Source organism: Aquimarina atlantica (genome assembly GCF_000626715.1).
GTDB lineage: Bacteria > Bacteroidota > Bacteroidia > Flavobacteriales > Flavobacteriaceae > Aquimarina > Aquimarina atlantica.
This window is the reverse complement of the sequence record NZ_AQRA01000003.1, coordinates 151479-167330: the sequence shown is the minus strand read 5'-3', so window position 1 is coordinate 167330 and position 15852 is coordinate 151479. Positions and strand designations below refer to the sequence as shown.

Here is a 15852-nt window from a genome sequence, read left to right as displayed (position 1 = left end):
AAAGTTGTTTAATATTTACGAAAATCCAATAGACATTCGTTAATTTTTTGATTATCAACAACATAAAAAATAATTATGTAGGAATTTTACTCATAATATTTTGCTAATTTAAGTTAAAATAACGACTAACGTACAAAGTCTACGGTAAACACGTAACCATTTTTGTTAAAACTCTTATATCTTAGTAGTCCCAAAATTGGGAGAGAGAAATTTCTTCCAAATAAAGTTTAACCCCAAAATAAACTATTATGAAAAAAAGATGTTCTCTATTAACAGCTTTTATCCTACTACTAATTTCTAATCTAGCTATTGCACAAGATTTTAATGAAAATAATGACAGATGGGTCAAGGGATGGACAAATTTTACGCCTAATAAAACTGACTATCCAGAAGCTGAAGAGAAACTACCTAACATTATAATGGATCACACTTATTTAAGAAATGATATTGTGTATTCAATGTCTGGTGATGTATATGTAACGAATGGTGCATCTTTAACTATTCAAGAAGGAACAATTATACGATGTGATCATGAGAATCCTGCAAATCTTATTATTTCTAAAGGTTCAAAATTGATTGCAGCAGGATCCAAAGCGTATCCTATCGTTTTTACATCCAGCAAAGCTCCTAAATCCCGAAACAGTGGAGATTGGGGAGGTATAATTATTGCCGGATCCGGAAAAGTAAATACAGTTTCGGGTAATGGTATACTTGAAGGCGATTTTAACCCCCAGTACTCTGTTTATGGTGGAAATAATATAAATGAAGAAACAACAATACTACGATTTGTAAGAATCGAATTTTCTGGAAACAATGGATCTAATGGATTATCTTTATATGGTTTAGGAACTTCTTCTATTGTAAAAGATATCATGGTTAGTTATTCGGGCCAGGATTCTTATAATATTCATGGAGGAAAAAATAATATTCAGAATCTGGTTTCCCTTAAAGCGCAAGATGATGATTATCAAATTTCTGAAGGTTTTAGAGGAACAATTAAGAATGTTCTTGCTATAAGACATCCATACATTAACAGCCCTCAGGGATCGTATGCTATCGAAATTGATGGATACAATACAGAACTTGGTTACATTAAACCAGATGCGATAACAGATGTTACGATTGCTAATGCAACTCTTGTTAACTTGTCTGACAAGACCAATTACCAACATACCACTGCAGCTATTTCTACATCTAATTCGGCAATAACATATATACACAATTCTAAAATATCTGGATTCTCTGATGTTGTTAAATTTGATAAATCATATACATCTTTAGCCGTAATACAAAAAGCATTTATGATGGATAATAGTTTTTTTAATATTCATGGTAAAGGAATAACTACAAGTAATACAGCGATTAACGGAGCCTTGGATATTTTAAAATACAACAGATTTACTGAAAGCTTTGTAGGTGTAAATGATTTATTTAATGACCCAAAAAGCTCTATTGTACCTAAGTTTCAGTTAAAAAAATCATTAAACAATTATATGGTGATGCAATAATAAAATAGTTTGCTCTGATTTTACTGTATAAAATCAATCAAAATCGAATGTATATTACAAACACTATGTCAAAAATATTAACAAGCTTAATCTTCTTTCTTGCAACAAGTACAATTTATGCACAACACGTAAATGAAGCCATATTCTTTACGCAAAGGAGTCAGACTAATAAATTTCACACAATTAGTGATCTGCAAGCCTTAAAGAAAGGCCAACTCGTAAAACTGTATCAGGATCGGGTCGAAGAGATCATCACTATACTCCCACTCCTATCACTTACCAATGAACCTGGTGTAAGGCTAAGTGATATTGGTATTAAAGAAGATTCTCGACATCTAAAAATTCTTAGAAATAATAAAGAGTCTACACAAAAAAATTTAGAAGTTACCAAAGAAACTATTGAAGAATTGGTTCCTTATGCAGATACAGAAAAAATTATCTGGACAATCCTCTACTATGAAGAAGTCATTAAAAAAATGAGGATTGGAGTTAACGGAAACTTTTAAAAATTAAATTAGTAATGTGTTTAAATTATCATATTTTTACTTAGGGTTAGAAGCGGCAGTTGCCGCTTCTATTGTTTTATCCAATTGTAAGATTACTTTGTTTATAACTACTAAGAATTTATGACACTATCTGTACTATATTTCTTATTAGGAATTGTTACTGCTGTAATAGGAGCACTTCCTCTGGGAGCAGTTAATCTGGCTGTTATTCATACCTCTGTAAAAGAAAATATTAAAAACGCTTCCTACATAGCACTGGCAGCCGGAATTGGTGAAGTACTATTGGCTCTTTTTGCATTGCATTCTAGTATGGAATTATCTGATTTTTTTCGAGAAAATCAGTGGATTCAAATTACGTTCATTATACTTTTCTTCTCTATTGGTGTATATTTTTTACTTTTTAAGAATAAAATAAATACCAAACATAAATCCAAAAAATTAAAATTATCCAAATCTAAATTCCTTACTGGTTTTTCTTTAGCTCTATTAAACCCTCCTGTAATCATTTACTGGGTTTTAGCTATTTCACTGGTAAACAAATATGTTTTTAAACTCACGGTTCAAAATCCACTCATCTCTCTTTTTCTTTTCTTTCTTGGGGTCTACTTAGGAAAAATAGGAACATTATATTTTTATAGTCGATGGGGAAACAAAATTGCACAACAACCTGGCGATTCAAAAGCAAAGCTTTCTAAGATTATAGGAATAATCCTGGTTGTTATTTCTATTTTTCAAGGCATCAATTTTTTGGCAGAATGAAGTTAGCTATACCAAAATACCATTTTTTAAACCATTTATACAAGTAATTATCTGTTAAGTGTTTTTATATTTGCCAGCAATTCTGATAAAATTATATTGCTGTGAATAAAGACGATTTCAACTCTAAGTTAAGCTTGCCAAAAGAAGAAATGCAACGCTACGGATATAAGATTATAGATCATATTGTGGATCATTTTGAGACTCAGAACTCAAAAAAACCTGTAACTATTGCTTCAAGAGAAGAAATGGATTCTTTATTAACAGAAGATCTTCCTGATCACCCTACTCCTGCAAACGAAGTTCTGGATTTTATAATGGATCAAGTTATTCCGAACAGTAGTATTGTGTCTCATCCAAAATCATATTCTTTTGTACCTGGCCCAAGTAACTACATAAGTGCTATGGCTGATACCATTGCCACAGGTTTTAATATATTTTCTGGTGGCTGGGCAGCTTCTCCTGCAGCAGCAGAATTAGAAATAGTAGTTATGAACTGGTTGCTTAAGATTTTTGGGTTTCCAACAAAAATGGGAGGAGGAATATTTACCAGTGGGGGTTCTATGGCAAATCTTACCGCATTGGTAACAGCCAGAAGAGTAAAATGTGGAGAAGATTTTTCTAAAGCAATCATCTACTTATCGGATCAAGCTCATTCTTCAAACATAAAAGCGATCAAAGTAATTGGTTTTAAAAAAGAACAAATCAGACTTATTCCTACAGATCTGGAGTTTAAAGTTTCTTTAAACAAATTAAAAAATGTAATTGCCAAAGATCGTTTAGAAGGATTTCAACCGTTTTGCATAATAGCTTCTGCAGGAACTACCAATACAGGAACTGTAGATCCTCTGGATGAAATTGCGGATATCTGCCAGGAAGAAAATTTATGGATGCATGTTGATGGAGCATACGGAGGTGCAGCAATTTTGGCAAATAAAGGAAAAAAGCTTTTAAAAGGTATCGAACGAGCAGATTCTCTAACTGTAGATCCGCACAAGTGGTTTTTTCAACCTTATGAAATGGGTTGTTTATTGGTTAAAGATCATAATTGGTTAAGTGGTACATTTAGTGAAAAACCAGAGTATCTAAGAGATATAGAAGGTAATGAATCTGAAATTAATTTTTATGATCATGGTATTCAATTAACCCGACGTTTTCGTGCTTTAAAGTTTTATATGTCATTAAAAACGTTTGGCCTCGAATCTTTTAGAAAAGCTATACAATACAATATAGATCTTGCCGAACAAACTGAAGCGCTTTTACGAAAAAGTACATATTGGGAAATTACATCGCCGGCTACATTAGCTATAATTAACTTTAGATATCATCCTATTGGCCATCAACTTTCTGAAGAAGAATTAGATCGTATCAATCAGAATATTTCTAAAAAAATAGTCGATTCTAGAGAAGCAATACTGGTAACTACAGTTTTGCAAGGTCAGATCGTACTTAGAATGTGCCTTATAAACCCAAGAACAACTATTGATGATATTAAAAGTACATTACAACAATGTGAAATCTACGGAAAAGAAGAATTGGCTTTGATTACAAAAGAGCCATGCTAGGTTATTGTTAAACTAACCACGTATCCTTCGTTATTTCTCACATTAAATACTGTATTATCTTCAAAAATAAGATATTGTCCTTTAATACCTTTTAGCACACCAGAATATTCTGGTGTTTTCTCGAGGTTAAGGCTTTTTACAGTATTAGGGTACTGAAGTACAGGAAAACGAAGTTGAGTTTCTTTACCATTTTCGACAAAATACTCTTTTACCTCATTAGGAATAAAATCTTTTAGCTTGTTTTTAAAAGAGATCAGGTCTTCATCTGTTATTTCATTTTTAAGCATAGTACGCCAATTTGTTTTATCGGCAACCTTTTCTTTTAAAGCCACTTCGGTAATACCTGCCAAATATCGATTAGGAACCTCAACAATTTCTATTGCCTCATGAGCTCCCTGATCTATCCACCTGGTAGGCACCTGGGATTTTCTGGTTACTCCCACCTTAACATTACTAGAATTAGCCAGATATACGATATGTGGCTGAAGTTGTGCCTTTTTTTCAAATTCTAAATCCCTATCTTCAATACCTAAATGTGCAGTACTTAACTCTGGACGCATTACCCAATCTCCCACCTGAGGTTGGTTGTAAAAGTCATCATAACAATAACCTTGTCTAAATATTTTTTTATTTTCACCACAGGCAAGGCACTGATATCCTACAAATTCTATTCGTACTTTTTTATCCAATAACTGATTCATGTGAATAAAATCGGATTCGAAAACCAAATAATATTGAATAGGATCATTAATTTCTGTTTGCATTTTTGTTAGTACCCCCTGATATTGCATAAAATTTCGTTATATAATAATCTAATAAGAAGAATGTGATTATTTTTATTATTTTAGTTTCTAATTGACAACAACAAAAATAATGTATTCCCGGTTTTATATTAAGAATTGATATACATTATTTCTGCCTAAATATACATTAAAAAATGCCAATCCCATTAGTTAATTCTATAGCCAGCTGGTTCTTAAAAAAACGCTTTCATCAAATGGAGCTTTTTCTTAAGTATCCCAATGAGGTTCAGCTTGAATTGCTGCATGTGCTATTAGAAACAGCTAAGAATACAGAATTTGGAAAAAACTATGATTTTGCAACTATAAATAATTATGAAACTTTTAAAGAACGGGTACCCATACGGTCTTATGAAGATTATGAATCAATAATCGAAAGAAGTCGTTTGGGTGAACATAATATTTTTTGGCCCACTCCTATCAAGTGGTTTGCAAAATCCAGTGGCACTACCAGTGCTAAAAGTAAATTCATTCCTGTTAGCGAAGAATCACTAGAAGATTGTCATTTTGCAGCCGGAAAAGATCTCTTATGCATGTATCTTAACAATAATGAGGAATCAAAACTCTTTACAGGAAAAAGTCTTAGATTAGGAGGTAGTAAAGAATTGTATAAAGAAAACGGAACTTCTTTTGGAGATTTATCTGCAATAATTATAGACAATATGCCTTTTTGGGCAGAGTTTAGCTCTACCCCAAGTAACGAAGTATCATTAATGAGTGATTGGGAGTATAAAATGAAGGCTATTGTTAATGAGACTATTCAGGAAAATGTAACCAGTTTAGCAGGTGTCCCTTCCTGGATGCTGGTTTTACTTAATCAAGTGCTTGAAATTACAGGAAATGAAAGTATTTTCGACATCTGGAATAATCTCGAAGTATATTTTCATGGAGGGGTAAGCTTCGAACCTTATAAAGATCAGTACAGCAAAATTTTACCCAGAAATTCTTTTAAATATTACGAAATATATAATGCTTCTGAAGGTTTCTTTGCTATCCAGGATCATAACAATTCTTCTGAGCTATTATTGATGTTAGATTATGGGATTTTTTATGAGTTTATACCTATGGACACCTATGGTACCAAAACTGAAAAAGTGATCCCGTTAAGCGAAGTAGAGGTTGGAAAAAATTATGCCATTATCATTACCACTAATGCTGGATTATGGCGCTATAAAATTGGAGATACTATTCGTTTTACTTCTATAGATCCATATAGAATCAAGGTATCAGGAAGAACCAAGCATCATATTAATGTCTTTGGAGAGGAGCTTATTATCGAAAATGCAGAAGAAGCACTTAGAAAGACAACCAAAATCACTAATAGTGAGATTGTAGATTATACCGTAGCTCCTATTTTTATGAAAGGACGTGAAAAAGGTGCACATGAATGGATCATTGAATTTAAGAAACACCCCGAAGATATTAAAGAATTTACTCATATTCTTGATCAAAATCTGCAACAGGTAAATAGTGATTATGAAGCCAAAAGATACAACAACACAACGCTTAACCTTCTTCATATACGTATTGCAAGACAAAATCTATTCTATGATTGGTTAAAAAAGAATGATAAACTGGGAGGGCAGCATAAAGTACCAAGACTTTCTAATAAACGAACGTATATCGATGAGCTAATTGCACTAAACAATGTGAGTTCTTATTCTCCTTGATTAAGAAATAGTTAAGTCTTTCTAAATCGATCTTTTTTCCATAAAAATCATAAATAAATACATAAATAATTACGGTTAAACCGTAAAAAAATTATGTAAGAATTGTCGTTTTTAACAAAAAAATTAGTATTTCATCGTTCAAAAAAAGCGTTTGATCTAAAAAATATCAAATCATTTTTTAGGCTCTCTTTTTCATATTAAATTTGTCCTCAGATAGTTATTAAATATATCAAAGCCCCAAAATATGAAAACTACGATATCTTGCATCACTTTATTACTGCTAACTATAGGAATTAACGCACAAGAAATCAAAACTGAAAATCATAGTACTAATGCCAATGAAACGGCTGATGTAACTTCAAAAGAGGCTATTACTGATGTTTCTTCTACAAGGGCTTTAAAAACAGAAAATACGCTAGAAGAAGATACTTGCTATAGTGAAATTTCTAAAGCAACATTTTACGAAGCTTTAATTCGCCAAAATGGTTTAGAAATATATCTTAACAATAGTGATATTGTATTAAAAAACACAGAAGATATCATTACCAACAATAAGGATCGAATATCATATACAGAATAAATAGATTATCAACTAATCAACCAACAAAAAACACCTTTATAAAATTTATAAAGGTGTTTTTTTATATAAAGCTTTTTTCTTTTACTTTAAGAAACCGCCTTAAGCTTTTTAATCGTAGATTTATTCAACTTCTTTTCGGCATAATCCTTAGTCACTCTAAACTCTGTTTCTTCGCTTTCTGGAAGTTCATACATCGCATCTGTTAAAATTGCTTCGCAAAGTGATCTAAGACCCCTTGCTCCCAATCTATATTCAAGTGCTTTTTCTACAATATATTCTAATGCACCATCGGTGATTGAGAAACCAATATTATCCATTTCGAACAACTTCTTATATTGCTTTATTATAGCATTTTTAGGAACTGTTAAAATAGACCTAAGGGTTTCTTCATCCAAAGGATTCATATAAGAAAGTACAGGAAGTCTACCAATAATTTCAGGAATTAATCCAAAATCTTTTAGATCTCTAGGAATAATATACTGTAACAGATTATCTTTTTCTATAGCGTCTTCACTTTTAGAGGCGCTATATCCAACAGCCTGCATATTTAATCGTTTCTGGATCATTTTCTCGATCCCATCAAAAGCACCTCCCGCAATAAAAAGAATATTTTCGGTATTTACTTCAATAAATTTTTGATCTGGATGCTTACGACCACCTTTTGGCGGAACATTTACTACAGTACCTTCAAGTAACTTAAGTAAAGCTTGTTGCACTCCTTCTCCAGAAACATCTCTGGTAATACTAGGGTTATCACTTTTACGAGCTATTTTATCAATTTCATCAATAAATACAATACCACGTTGTGCTTTCTCAAGATTATAATCTGCAGCTTGAAGTAATCGTGTAAGAATACTTTCTACGTCTTCACCTACATACCCTGCTTCGGTAAGTACAGTTGCATCTACAATAGCTAATGGAACGTTAAGCATTTTAGCAATGGTCTTAGCCATTAATGTTTTTCCAGTTCCTGTCTGCCCTACCATAATGATATTACTCTTTTGAATCTCAATATCATCTTCTGTTTGTGGTTGTAATAAACGTTTGTAATGATTATATACCGCTACAGACATTACTTTTTTTGTAAACTCCTGTCCTATTACATACTCATCCAAAAACTTCTTGATAGCCATAGGCTTTCGTAACATTAATTCGTTACTAAGCTCACCTGTTTCTTCATCTTTAGCTTCTTCCACCACAATTCCATGTGCCTGAACAATACATCGATCGCAAATATGGGCATCTAGCCCTGCAATAAGCAAATTAGTTTCAGGCTTCTTTCTTCCACAAAAAGAGCATTCTAAATCTTCCTTAGCCATAGTTATTTATTTTCATTTTCATAAAAACTTCTCTTGTTTTCGTACATACATACAAGTATAAGGGAAAAATCCCCTAATTAACAAGAAAAATCGTATCATTCTCTAGTCAAAATCTCATCAATCATTCCATACTCTAGAGCTTTATCTGCTTTCATCCAATAATCTCTATCACTATCCTCATAAACTTTATCGTAGGTTTGTCCGGAGTGTTTGGCAATAATTTTATATAATTCTTCTTTTAATATCAAAATCTCACGTGCCGTAATTTCTATATCACTTGCTTGTCCCTGGGCACCTCCTAATGGTTGATGTATCATAACACGACTATGAGGCAATCCAGAACGTTTTCCTTTTTGTCCTGCACATAATAATACAGCTCCCATAGATGCAGCCATACCTGTACATATAGTAGCTACATCTGGTTTGATAAATTGCATTGTATCATAAATACCAAGACCTGCATAAACACTTCCTCCCGGAGAATTGATATAAATCTGAATATCTTTAGAAGAATCTACACTTTCGAGAAATAACAATTGGGCCTGAACAATATTAGCAACCTGATCATTAATCCCGGTTCCTAAAAATATAATACGATCCATCATTAATCTCGAGAAAACATCAAAAATAGCAATGTTCATTTGACGTTCTTCTATGATATTAGGAGTCATCCCGGTTGGATACATACTACTAATGATCTGGTTATAATAGTTGCTATTAATACCATGATGCTTAGTAGCGTATTTTTCGAATTCTTTTCCGTAGTCCATATTTCTTTTTCTGAAATTTTTATTGATAAAAAGGGCGTTAACCTAAAGATAGTTTAACGCCCTAAATATAAGTATAATTCCTTAGTAAATTACAACATTAATTATTTGTAAACTTCTTTTATGAATTCATCAAAGCTAACCTCTTTTACCTTTAGCTTTGCATTTTCTTTATAATAATTAAGTAGCTTTTTACTCATCAATTGTTCAGAGATTCTTTTAACCTCTTCCTGATTGGATAATATTCTTGCTGCAATATCCTCTAGTTCTTTATCTTCTGGAGAATTTTGCCCAAATTGAGCCATCTGACCTTTGATTAACTCTTTTGCAAAATCTTTCAATTCTTCAAAAGTTACCTGAAGATTATTATCATTAATTATTTTACCTTCAATCAATTGATAACGTAACCCTTTTTCACTTTTTTCGAATTCATCCTTTGCTTCATCTTCTGTCAAAGGCTTCTCTCCTGTCGCTCTAATCCATTTCTTCAAAAACTCATTAGGAAGATCAAATTTAGTATTCTCTAAAACGTTTTCAGTGATATCATTAAGCAGTTGTTGTTCTGACTGTTGCTCGAATTGACGTTCGGCATCTTCTTTTATTTTTTCTTTCAGATCAGTAACAGACTTTATAGTACCAGGACCATATAGCTTATCAAATAATTCCTGATCTAAATCTGCAAGTTCCTGGGTATTTATTTCTGAAACTGTAAAAGTTACTTCTATGTTAAGATCATGCGCTTCATCATGACTTATTTTTAAAGCACTTATCAAATCGTGATCATCAGCAAATAACCCTTTTGTCTTTAACTTGATAACATCACCTACTTTTGCTCCTATAAATTTATCAAGGTTCTTTTTACCTTTAATTTTATCTAACGAAACAGTAAATGCATTATCAATTTCTTTTTCTTCATTAACAAAAGAACCAGCTACCAAATCCTCTTGCTCTACAACATCTTTAGATATAAGCTTACCATATTGTTTCTGGATGGTTTTAATCTGATTATCGATCATCTCATCATTTGCTACAATTTTGTAGTGAGTGATCGCTTTTTTACCATTAAGCTTTACTTCAAATTTTGGAGCTAATCCAAGTTCGAATTCGAAAGAGTAATCATCGGTATCCCAGTCAAAGTTTTCCTGTTCCTTTGGCAATGGGTTTCCTAATACATCAAGTTTTTCCTCTGTAAGGTATTTATTTAATGCATCTTGTAACAGTTTATTTACTTCATCTACCAAAACTGCTTTTCCATATTGTTTTTTAACAAGTCCCATAGGAACGTGACCTTTTCTAAAACCAGGAATGTTAGCATTTTTACGATAATCACTAAGGATTTTTTCGACCTTTTCACTATAGTCTTCTTTAGCGATATCTACGGTTACCACTGCATTTAATTCGTCTAATTGCTCTTTTGAAATATTCATTATCTCTACGTTTACTCTAAAAATTGGCTTGCAAAAGTAATACTTTTTTAGATCACAACAAACTTTTAACTCCTTGAAAAACAGCAAGCGTTACATTAATTTTTGTCTTTCTTCAAAATAGAATGTAGTATTGATTGAAACACAGATAACAAGACACTAAAGATCAGCGCCCACAACCATCCATTTACACTAAAACCGGCAATAAAATAATCTGCCAATAAAATAATTGCTGCATTAATAACTAAAAGAAACAATCCCAAGGTAAGTATTGTAGCCGGTAGTGTTAAAATAATAAGTAAAGGCTTTACAATTGTATTCAAAATTGCCAAAACAACGGCAACTATTAATGCACTAACATAATTATCGACCCCAACTCCTGGCAGAATTTTAGCCAATAGAAGTACTGCTAATGCATTTAAAATAAGTTTAAGAATAAGATTCATACTTCTTTTTTTACCATTTTTTTTCAATAAAACCCGTAAAAAGTTTGAGAGTCGCCCTCAATAATAAAACATGTGAAATATAGTAATTTTATATAAATCTTAAAACCAAATACATCATGAAAATAATCTTAAAATTTACTTTCTTTTTATTATTGTTTCAACAAACAGTTTCCTCCCAATGTTCATCTGCCTATAACAATCTAAAATTTGAATATGCCGGACCAAGAACAGATGGCGGTCAAGTTTTTAACATTACATTTAACAACAATGGATTTTTTAATAGTGATGTAGCTAATAACAGACTCGGAGCATTTGTAATAAAATATAGAACGTTAGACAATAACTTAGTTCCTACAAGTAACTGGGAAACAGAAATCATCGGAGGTAACGATGAATTCTTTAGTGGAAATAATGCAATTTTTAATTACAGATCAAAAGTTTTGTATTTATCTCCAAAATCTAGACCAAAAATACAATTTGAATTTCGCCTTTATCGCTTTCATGTATTCAACCCATTAGCAACAAGCTGTTTTTTTAAAACAATAGGTCCCGAAGATTTAAATGGATATACAACTGATAACGATAATGATGGCGTAGATAACTCAATTGACAATTGCAAAAATACTCCAAATCCTAATCAACTGGATTCAGATAACGATGGAAAAGGAAATTTATGTGACAACTGCCCTAGCACCTCCAATCCTTCACAAATAGATACAGATAATGATGGTACAGGAGATGCCTGCGATGAAGATGATGACAATGATGGAGTTAATGATTCCTCAGACAATTGCCCCTTAAACAGTAATTCTGATCAGTCAGATTCAGATAACGATGGTATTGGAGATGTTTGTGACGATATTGACAATAATGCTAAACCAAATCTAAAAATTAGTGGTCTCAAAATCAAGGTTGACAATACCACTTACAATGTTTTTAATGGACAGGTACCCATTCTGAAAAAAGATAAGAATGCAATATTTGAAATAACCATCAACAATAATGACGCAGGTTTTGCGAATTCATCCAATACCCAATTTTTAGCATCCATTAACTCAGACGCATATCCAATTGCAAATCAGCATCCAGTTTATGGAATGTTTACCACAGATGTCGGATCCGTAAATCCCAATACTCCGGAAACAGTATCAGTTACATATAATGTAGGATCGTTTATTGGAGGTCTAAATCTAGTCAACAATGGAATCTACTATGTTTATGGTCATATAGACTACAACAATCAGGTACAAGAATCTAATGAAACTGATTCTGATAATATTATTGTTTTCTCTTTCAAATATAATTCCAATTCTAAGTTAGCAAGAGAGACAATAGAAACAATTCAAAAACAAACTATAGGAAGTTATTCCAACACAAATATGAATCTAATTTCATCAATGAATAATTTAACATATCAATTAAATCAAAATAATTTCAAAGTTTTTTCTTTTGAAGGCCTTCTAATTCAGGAAAGCAAAACCCAAAACAAGCTGGATGAAATTAATATTATTAATCAATTACCTAAAGGTAAATATATTGTGAAAGACAAAAATAACACCTATAAAATATATAAACTAAATTAAAAAAGTATAAAATATGCCAGGATAAATTATTTATCCTGGCATATTTAAATATATCTGATACAATTAGTATCTTAATTAACATCATTACTTAAGGTAACTGTACCATAATCTGCAGGATTAACCCTCGGCAAATTAGCTCCATAAGTAGCTTTAATAGCATCTAATACTCCATTAGTTATCAAAGCATGAGCTCTTGGTGTTGGGTGTACTCCATCTAACGAGAAACCTCCACCTCTAACAAATTCTGATGTAATAATTCCTCCATCAATAGGAATACCTCCGTTTGCAGCTTGTGCCAAATCGGCTGCAGCATCATAAAACGCTAATCCTTTAGCTGTAGCAAGGCCTGCAATAGTAGCATTAAATCCTGTACGAGCATTTTCTATAGCCGTTTGTTCTGCAGGTACTAACACATACTTATCTTCTAGAGGAAAACTAACACCATTAACCGCTAATTGTCCGGCTTCTTCCTGAGATAAACCTAAGCCAACCAATTCTGCAAACCTGGCTTCATTAAGTTTTCCGATAATACTTGAACTGGTAAGCACTAACAAATCTTCTGCTGTAGCTTGTCTTGCCTGACCATATTGCGCACCAAAAAGAGCTGCTTTTGCCGCTCCAAATGTAGGAGTTAAAGCAGCAGTCAATTGTGCTGTTTTATCATCAAGTGATTTATCTTTAATTACCACAGCACTTGGTCCAGTAGTAGAAAACTCTATCGCTCTTTCTGGAACACCAATACCTGCAAACGCAAGATTTAACCCTGCATAGGTTGCATTAAGCGTAGGTATTTGTGGTCCAAAATCTGGATTCAAAGGACTTAATGGCGCATAAGGAACCGTTGTAAAAAATGGTATAGAAGTTACACTTGGTAAGTTTAACAATACTCCTTTAGCTCCGTTTGCAGTAAGTGCATCAATTAATTGGCTATAGACACCAGCAAACACCGTAGTATTTGTAATATCATTTGGACCATATGTAGATGGATCGGGGTTAGGCACTTCATTATGATCTGCACCTACACCACCAGAAGTAGCATAGCTAAGAATATCATTATTTCCAATCCATAAGCTAAAAAACGTAGGGTTTTGAGCTACAGCATCTCCTACAACCGTTGCTGTCGAAGAAGAAGCAAATCTTGCAAAATATGGATTCGCAGAACCGCTTGACACTCCTGCTACATTACCATATCCAGGTGCAGCCAAATGAAAACTTTTTGCTCCGGGAACTCCCATATTATTGAAAGAACTGGCTAGATTATTCGTGAAGTCAGTTGAAGGTACTGCTCCTGTATATGTTGCTGGACCAACCGGCTTACCATCTGCATCAAATACCAACACAAATCTCGGAGGGAAGGTAACCGGATCATTACTAAACCCTCCTGTATTATCCGACATTAAAGGTTGCGTAAAATCTCCACCACCCGCAAATGCAAATTGCTTAGATAGTATATTAGGATACGAATTTTCCTGCCCTGTTATATATAATGCTCCATCTGCAAAACCTGCTGTAAGCGAGTTTCCTAATGCAACATAGTTACTAAAATCAGCTTCTCCACTTGTATACGTTCCTGCTTCATCAATCGGATTATCAAATTCTGGTTCACATGCTATTATTCCTAATGCAAGAATCGCTAAGTATTTTATATTTTTCCTCATCATCTTTATTACATTTTATAAGTTAAACCAAGTCCAGGAGCAAATGCGCTGGATTTATATGTCCCTCCAAAAGATTCTCTACCACCTGTTGAGTTTGTACCAAAATCATAAGAAGCATCTACCTCTTCAAATCTCAAGTAAAAGAATGAAGCATCAATCGCTAACTTAGGTGTTACAGCAAAACTTAAACCACCGGTAAATCCATCAGAGTCATTACGAGGAGTTTCTGGGGCAAAATAGCCTGGTTGCACGGGAGTTTCATCACGATAATACCCAGCTCTCAAGGTAATTTTATCGGTTGCCTGATACTGCAATCCAAGTCGGTATGCCGAAGAATTTTTATAATTACGTGGATTTATAGAGCTAGAACCGTTACCAAAAGTAAGATCTAATGATTCATAAACATCCCAGAATTGTCTGTTATAATCAAATGCAAATACCCATTTCTTATATTCGTATGAAAGCCCTAATGTAAGTTCTGCTGGCAATGGTAATTCTGCATTAAAGGTTGTAGTTCCATTAGCTGGTACTGCCGGAGAATTTGGAAAATTTGAAAATGTAGCTTCTCCTCCTTCAACTTCCATTATGATCTCGCTACGATAACTAAACCCTATATGCAGATCTTCGGTAGGATTAAACATAGCACCTATACTCCATCCCCAATTCGTAACTCCAGAATCCTCAACCGTAATATTAGAACGGTTACCTTCTAGATCAGTTGTTGTCCTACTAGCATTACGATTAAAATTCACAGAGCCGGTAACATAAATAGGTCCTCCCCCAATACTAAATCGGTCAGAAATCTTAAACGACACTACGGGCTGTATATATATTGCTGCCAATTCGATATTATTTACCAAATGAGAGCCAGCCCAGTCTGTTGGCCACTCTACTTCACTACCAAAAGGAGTATATACCCCTAGACCGATAGACATCCAGTCATTTACTTTATAAGAACCATACAAATTAAGAGGAGTTCCTACAGAACTATCTGTTTCTGAAGAAGTACCTAATTCTCGATTTTGATATATTACATCTGTGAAGATTCCACTTACACCAACACTTACGTTTAATTTATTTTCTAAGTACACAAGACCCGCAGGGTTAAAAAATACCAACTCAGCACTATTCACTACCGCTACTCCAGTATGCCCCATTGCAATCGCTCTTTGTCCTTGCACACTAACTCTATATCCGCCTGCATACGTAACCAAAGTTACCGAGACGAACAGAATAAATAATAAAAGTTTTCTCATAATTAATTTAGTAT

14 protein-coding genes are annotated in these 15852 nt (G+C 33.2%); 7 read left to right on the top strand and 7 right to left on the bottom strand.

The features are described 5' to 3' along the window. The first annotated feature begins 248 nt into the window (after window positions 1-248). The 4 genes from ATO12_RS07525 (at window position 249) to ATO12_RS07510 (ending at window position 4335) form a co-directional block, all read left to right on the top strand. Window positions 249-1508 (top strand): hypothetical protein, encoded by a 1260-nt coding sequence (locus tag ATO12_RS07525; protein WP_051575670.1) that lies wholly within the window; start codon window positions 249-251, stop codon window positions 1506-1508. 65 nt (window positions 1509-1573) lie between these two features. Next, window positions 1574-2014 carry a hypothetical protein gene (locus ATO12_RS07520; RefSeq protein WP_131248787.1) on the top strand — a complete coding sequence of 147 codons (441 nt, stop codon included), beginning with the start codon at window positions 1574-1576 and terminating at the stop codon, window positions 2012-2014. 120 nt (window positions 2015-2134) lie between these two features. Continuing rightward, window positions 2135-2773, top strand: coding sequence for a LysE family transporter (locus tag ATO12_RS07515; RefSeq protein WP_034240902.1), 639 nt, complete (start codon window positions 2135-2137; stop codon window positions 2771-2773). 149 nt (window positions 2774-2922) lie between these two features. Continuing rightward, window positions 2923-4335 (top strand): pyridoxal phosphate-dependent decarboxylase family protein, encoded by a 1413-nt coding sequence (locus tag ATO12_RS07510; protein ID WP_051575698.1) that lies wholly within the window; start codon window positions 2923-2925, stop codon window positions 4333-4335. Here ATO12_RS07510 and ATO12_RS07505 read toward each other — a convergent pair. Then, window positions 4332-5126, bottom strand: a complete 795-nt coding sequence (locus ATO12_RS07505; RefSeq protein WP_034240900.1) for a DUF2797 domain-containing protein — start codon at window positions 5124-5126, stop codon at window positions 4332-4334. The genes ATO12_RS07510 and ATO12_RS07505 overlap by 4 nt on opposite strands. 146 nt (window positions 5127-5272) lie before the next feature. Here ATO12_RS07505 and ATO12_RS07500 point away from each other — a divergent pair, with 146 nt between their 5' ends. Continuing rightward, a complete protein-coding gene (locus ATO12_RS07500) occupies window positions 5273-6805 on the top strand; it encodes a GH3 auxin-responsive promoter family protein (protein WP_034240897.1) in 1533 nt (510 codons plus the stop codon). 244 nt (window positions 6806-7049) lie between these two features. Continuing rightward, window positions 7050-7385 (top strand): hypothetical protein, encoded by a 336-nt coding sequence (locus tag ATO12_RS07495; RefSeq protein ID WP_034240894.1) that lies wholly within the window; start codon window positions 7050-7052, stop codon window positions 7383-7385. 86 nt (window positions 7386-7471) lie between these two features. On the opposite strand, the gene clpX is transcribed toward ATO12_RS07495, so the two are convergent. From clpX to ATO12_RS07475, 4 genes are all read right to left on the bottom strand, one after another. After that, window positions 7472-8704: an ATP-dependent Clp protease ATP-binding subunit ClpX gene (clpX, locus tag ATO12_RS07490; RefSeq protein ID WP_034240891.1), complete on the bottom strand. Its 1233-nt coding sequence runs from the start codon at window positions 8702-8704 to the stop codon at window positions 7472-7474. A 95-nt stretch (window positions 8705-8799) separates the two neighbouring features. Continuing rightward, entirely contained in the window at window positions 8800-9474 is a 675-nt protein-coding gene (clpP, locus tag ATO12_RS07485) for an ATP-dependent Clp endopeptidase proteolytic subunit ClpP (RefSeq protein WP_034240888.1), read from the bottom strand. A gap of 101 nt (window positions 9475-9575) precedes the next feature. Further along, window positions 9576-10898, bottom strand: coding sequence for a trigger factor (tig, locus tag ATO12_RS07480; RefSeq protein ID WP_034240886.1), 1323 nt, complete (start codon window positions 10896-10898; stop codon window positions 9576-9578). Window positions 10899-10993: 95 nt separating this feature from the next. Further along, window positions 10994-11341 (bottom strand): phage holin family protein, encoded by a 348-nt coding sequence (locus tag ATO12_RS07475; RefSeq protein WP_034241331.1) that lies wholly within the window; start codon window positions 11339-11341, stop codon window positions 10994-10996. Window positions 11342-11457: 116 nt separating this feature from the next. Between ATO12_RS07475 and ATO12_RS07470 the strand changes: the two genes are divergently transcribed. Beyond that, window positions 11458-12924, top strand: a complete 1467-nt coding sequence (locus ATO12_RS07470; RefSeq protein WP_034240883.1) for a thrombospondin type 3 repeat-containing protein — start codon at window positions 11458-11460, stop codon at window positions 12922-12924. Between the two features lie 71 nt (window positions 12925-12995). On the opposite strand, the gene ATO12_RS07465 is transcribed toward ATO12_RS07470, so the two are convergent. Both ATO12_RS07465 and ATO12_RS07460 read right to left on the bottom strand, forming a co-directional pair. Further along, window positions 12996-14585 carry a G-D-S-L family lipolytic protein gene (locus ATO12_RS07465; protein WP_316932919.1) on the bottom strand — a complete coding sequence of 530 codons (1590 nt, stop codon included), beginning with the start codon at window positions 14583-14585 and terminating at the stop codon, window positions 12996-12998. 5 nt (window positions 14586-14590) lie between these two features. After that, window positions 14591-15838, bottom strand: a complete 1248-nt coding sequence (locus ATO12_RS07460) for an OmpP1/FadL family transporter (protein ID WP_034240878.1) — start codon at window positions 15836-15838, stop codon at window positions 14591-14593. Between the last annotated feature and the right edge of the window lie 14 nt (window positions 15839-15852).

Coding starts and splice junctions, on each gene's coding strand:
- ATO12_RS07465 (WP_316932919.1), bottom strand. CDS start 14,585: ATGATGAGGAAAAATATAAAATACTTAGCGATTCTTGCATTAGGAATA.
- ATO12_RS07515 (WP_034240902.1), top strand. CDS start 2,135: ATGACACTATCTGTACTATATTTCTTATTAGGAATTGTTACTGCTGTA.
- ATO12_RS07495 (WP_034240894.1), top strand. CDS start 7,050: ATGAAAACTACGATATCTTGCATCACTTTATTACTGCTAACTATAGGA.
- clpX (WP_034240891.1), bottom strand. CDS start 8,704: ATGGCTAAGGAAGATTTAGAATGCTCTTTTTGTGGAAGAAAGAAGCCT.
- ATO12_RS07505 (WP_034240900.1), bottom strand. CDS start 5,126: ATGCAATATCAGGGGGTACTAACAAAAATGCAAACAGAAATTAATGAT.
- ATO12_RS07460 (WP_034240878.1), bottom strand. CDS start 15,838: ATGAGAAAACTTTTATTATTTATTCTGTTCGTCTCGGTAACTTTGGTT.
- tig (WP_034240886.1), bottom strand. CDS start 10,898: ATGAATATTTCAAAAGAGCAATTAGACGAATTAAATGCAGTGGTAACC.
- ATO12_RS07470 (WP_034240883.1), top strand. CDS start 11,458: ATGAAAATAATCTTAAAATTTACTTTCTTTTTATTATTGTTTCAACAA.
- ATO12_RS07475 (WP_034241331.1), bottom strand. CDS start 11,341: ATGAATCTTATTCTTAAACTTATTTTAAATGCATTAGCAGTACTTCTA.
- ATO12_RS07520 (WP_131248787.1), top strand. CDS start 1,574: ATGTCAAAAATATTAACAAGCTTAATCTTCTTTCTTGCAACAAGTACA.
- clpP (WP_034240888.1), bottom strand. CDS start 9,474: ATGGACTACGGAAAAGAATTCGAAAAATACGCTACTAAGCATCATGGT.
- ATO12_RS07525 (WP_051575670.1), top strand. CDS start 249: ATGAAAAAAAGATGTTCTCTATTAACAGCTTTTATCCTACTACTAATT.
- ATO12_RS07500 (WP_034240897.1), top strand. CDS start 5,273: ATGCCAATCCCATTAGTTAATTCTATAGCCAGCTGGTTCTTAAAAAAA.
- ATO12_RS07510 (WP_051575698.1), top strand. CDS start 2,923: ATGCAACGCTACGGATATAAGATTATAGATCATATTGTGGATCATTTT.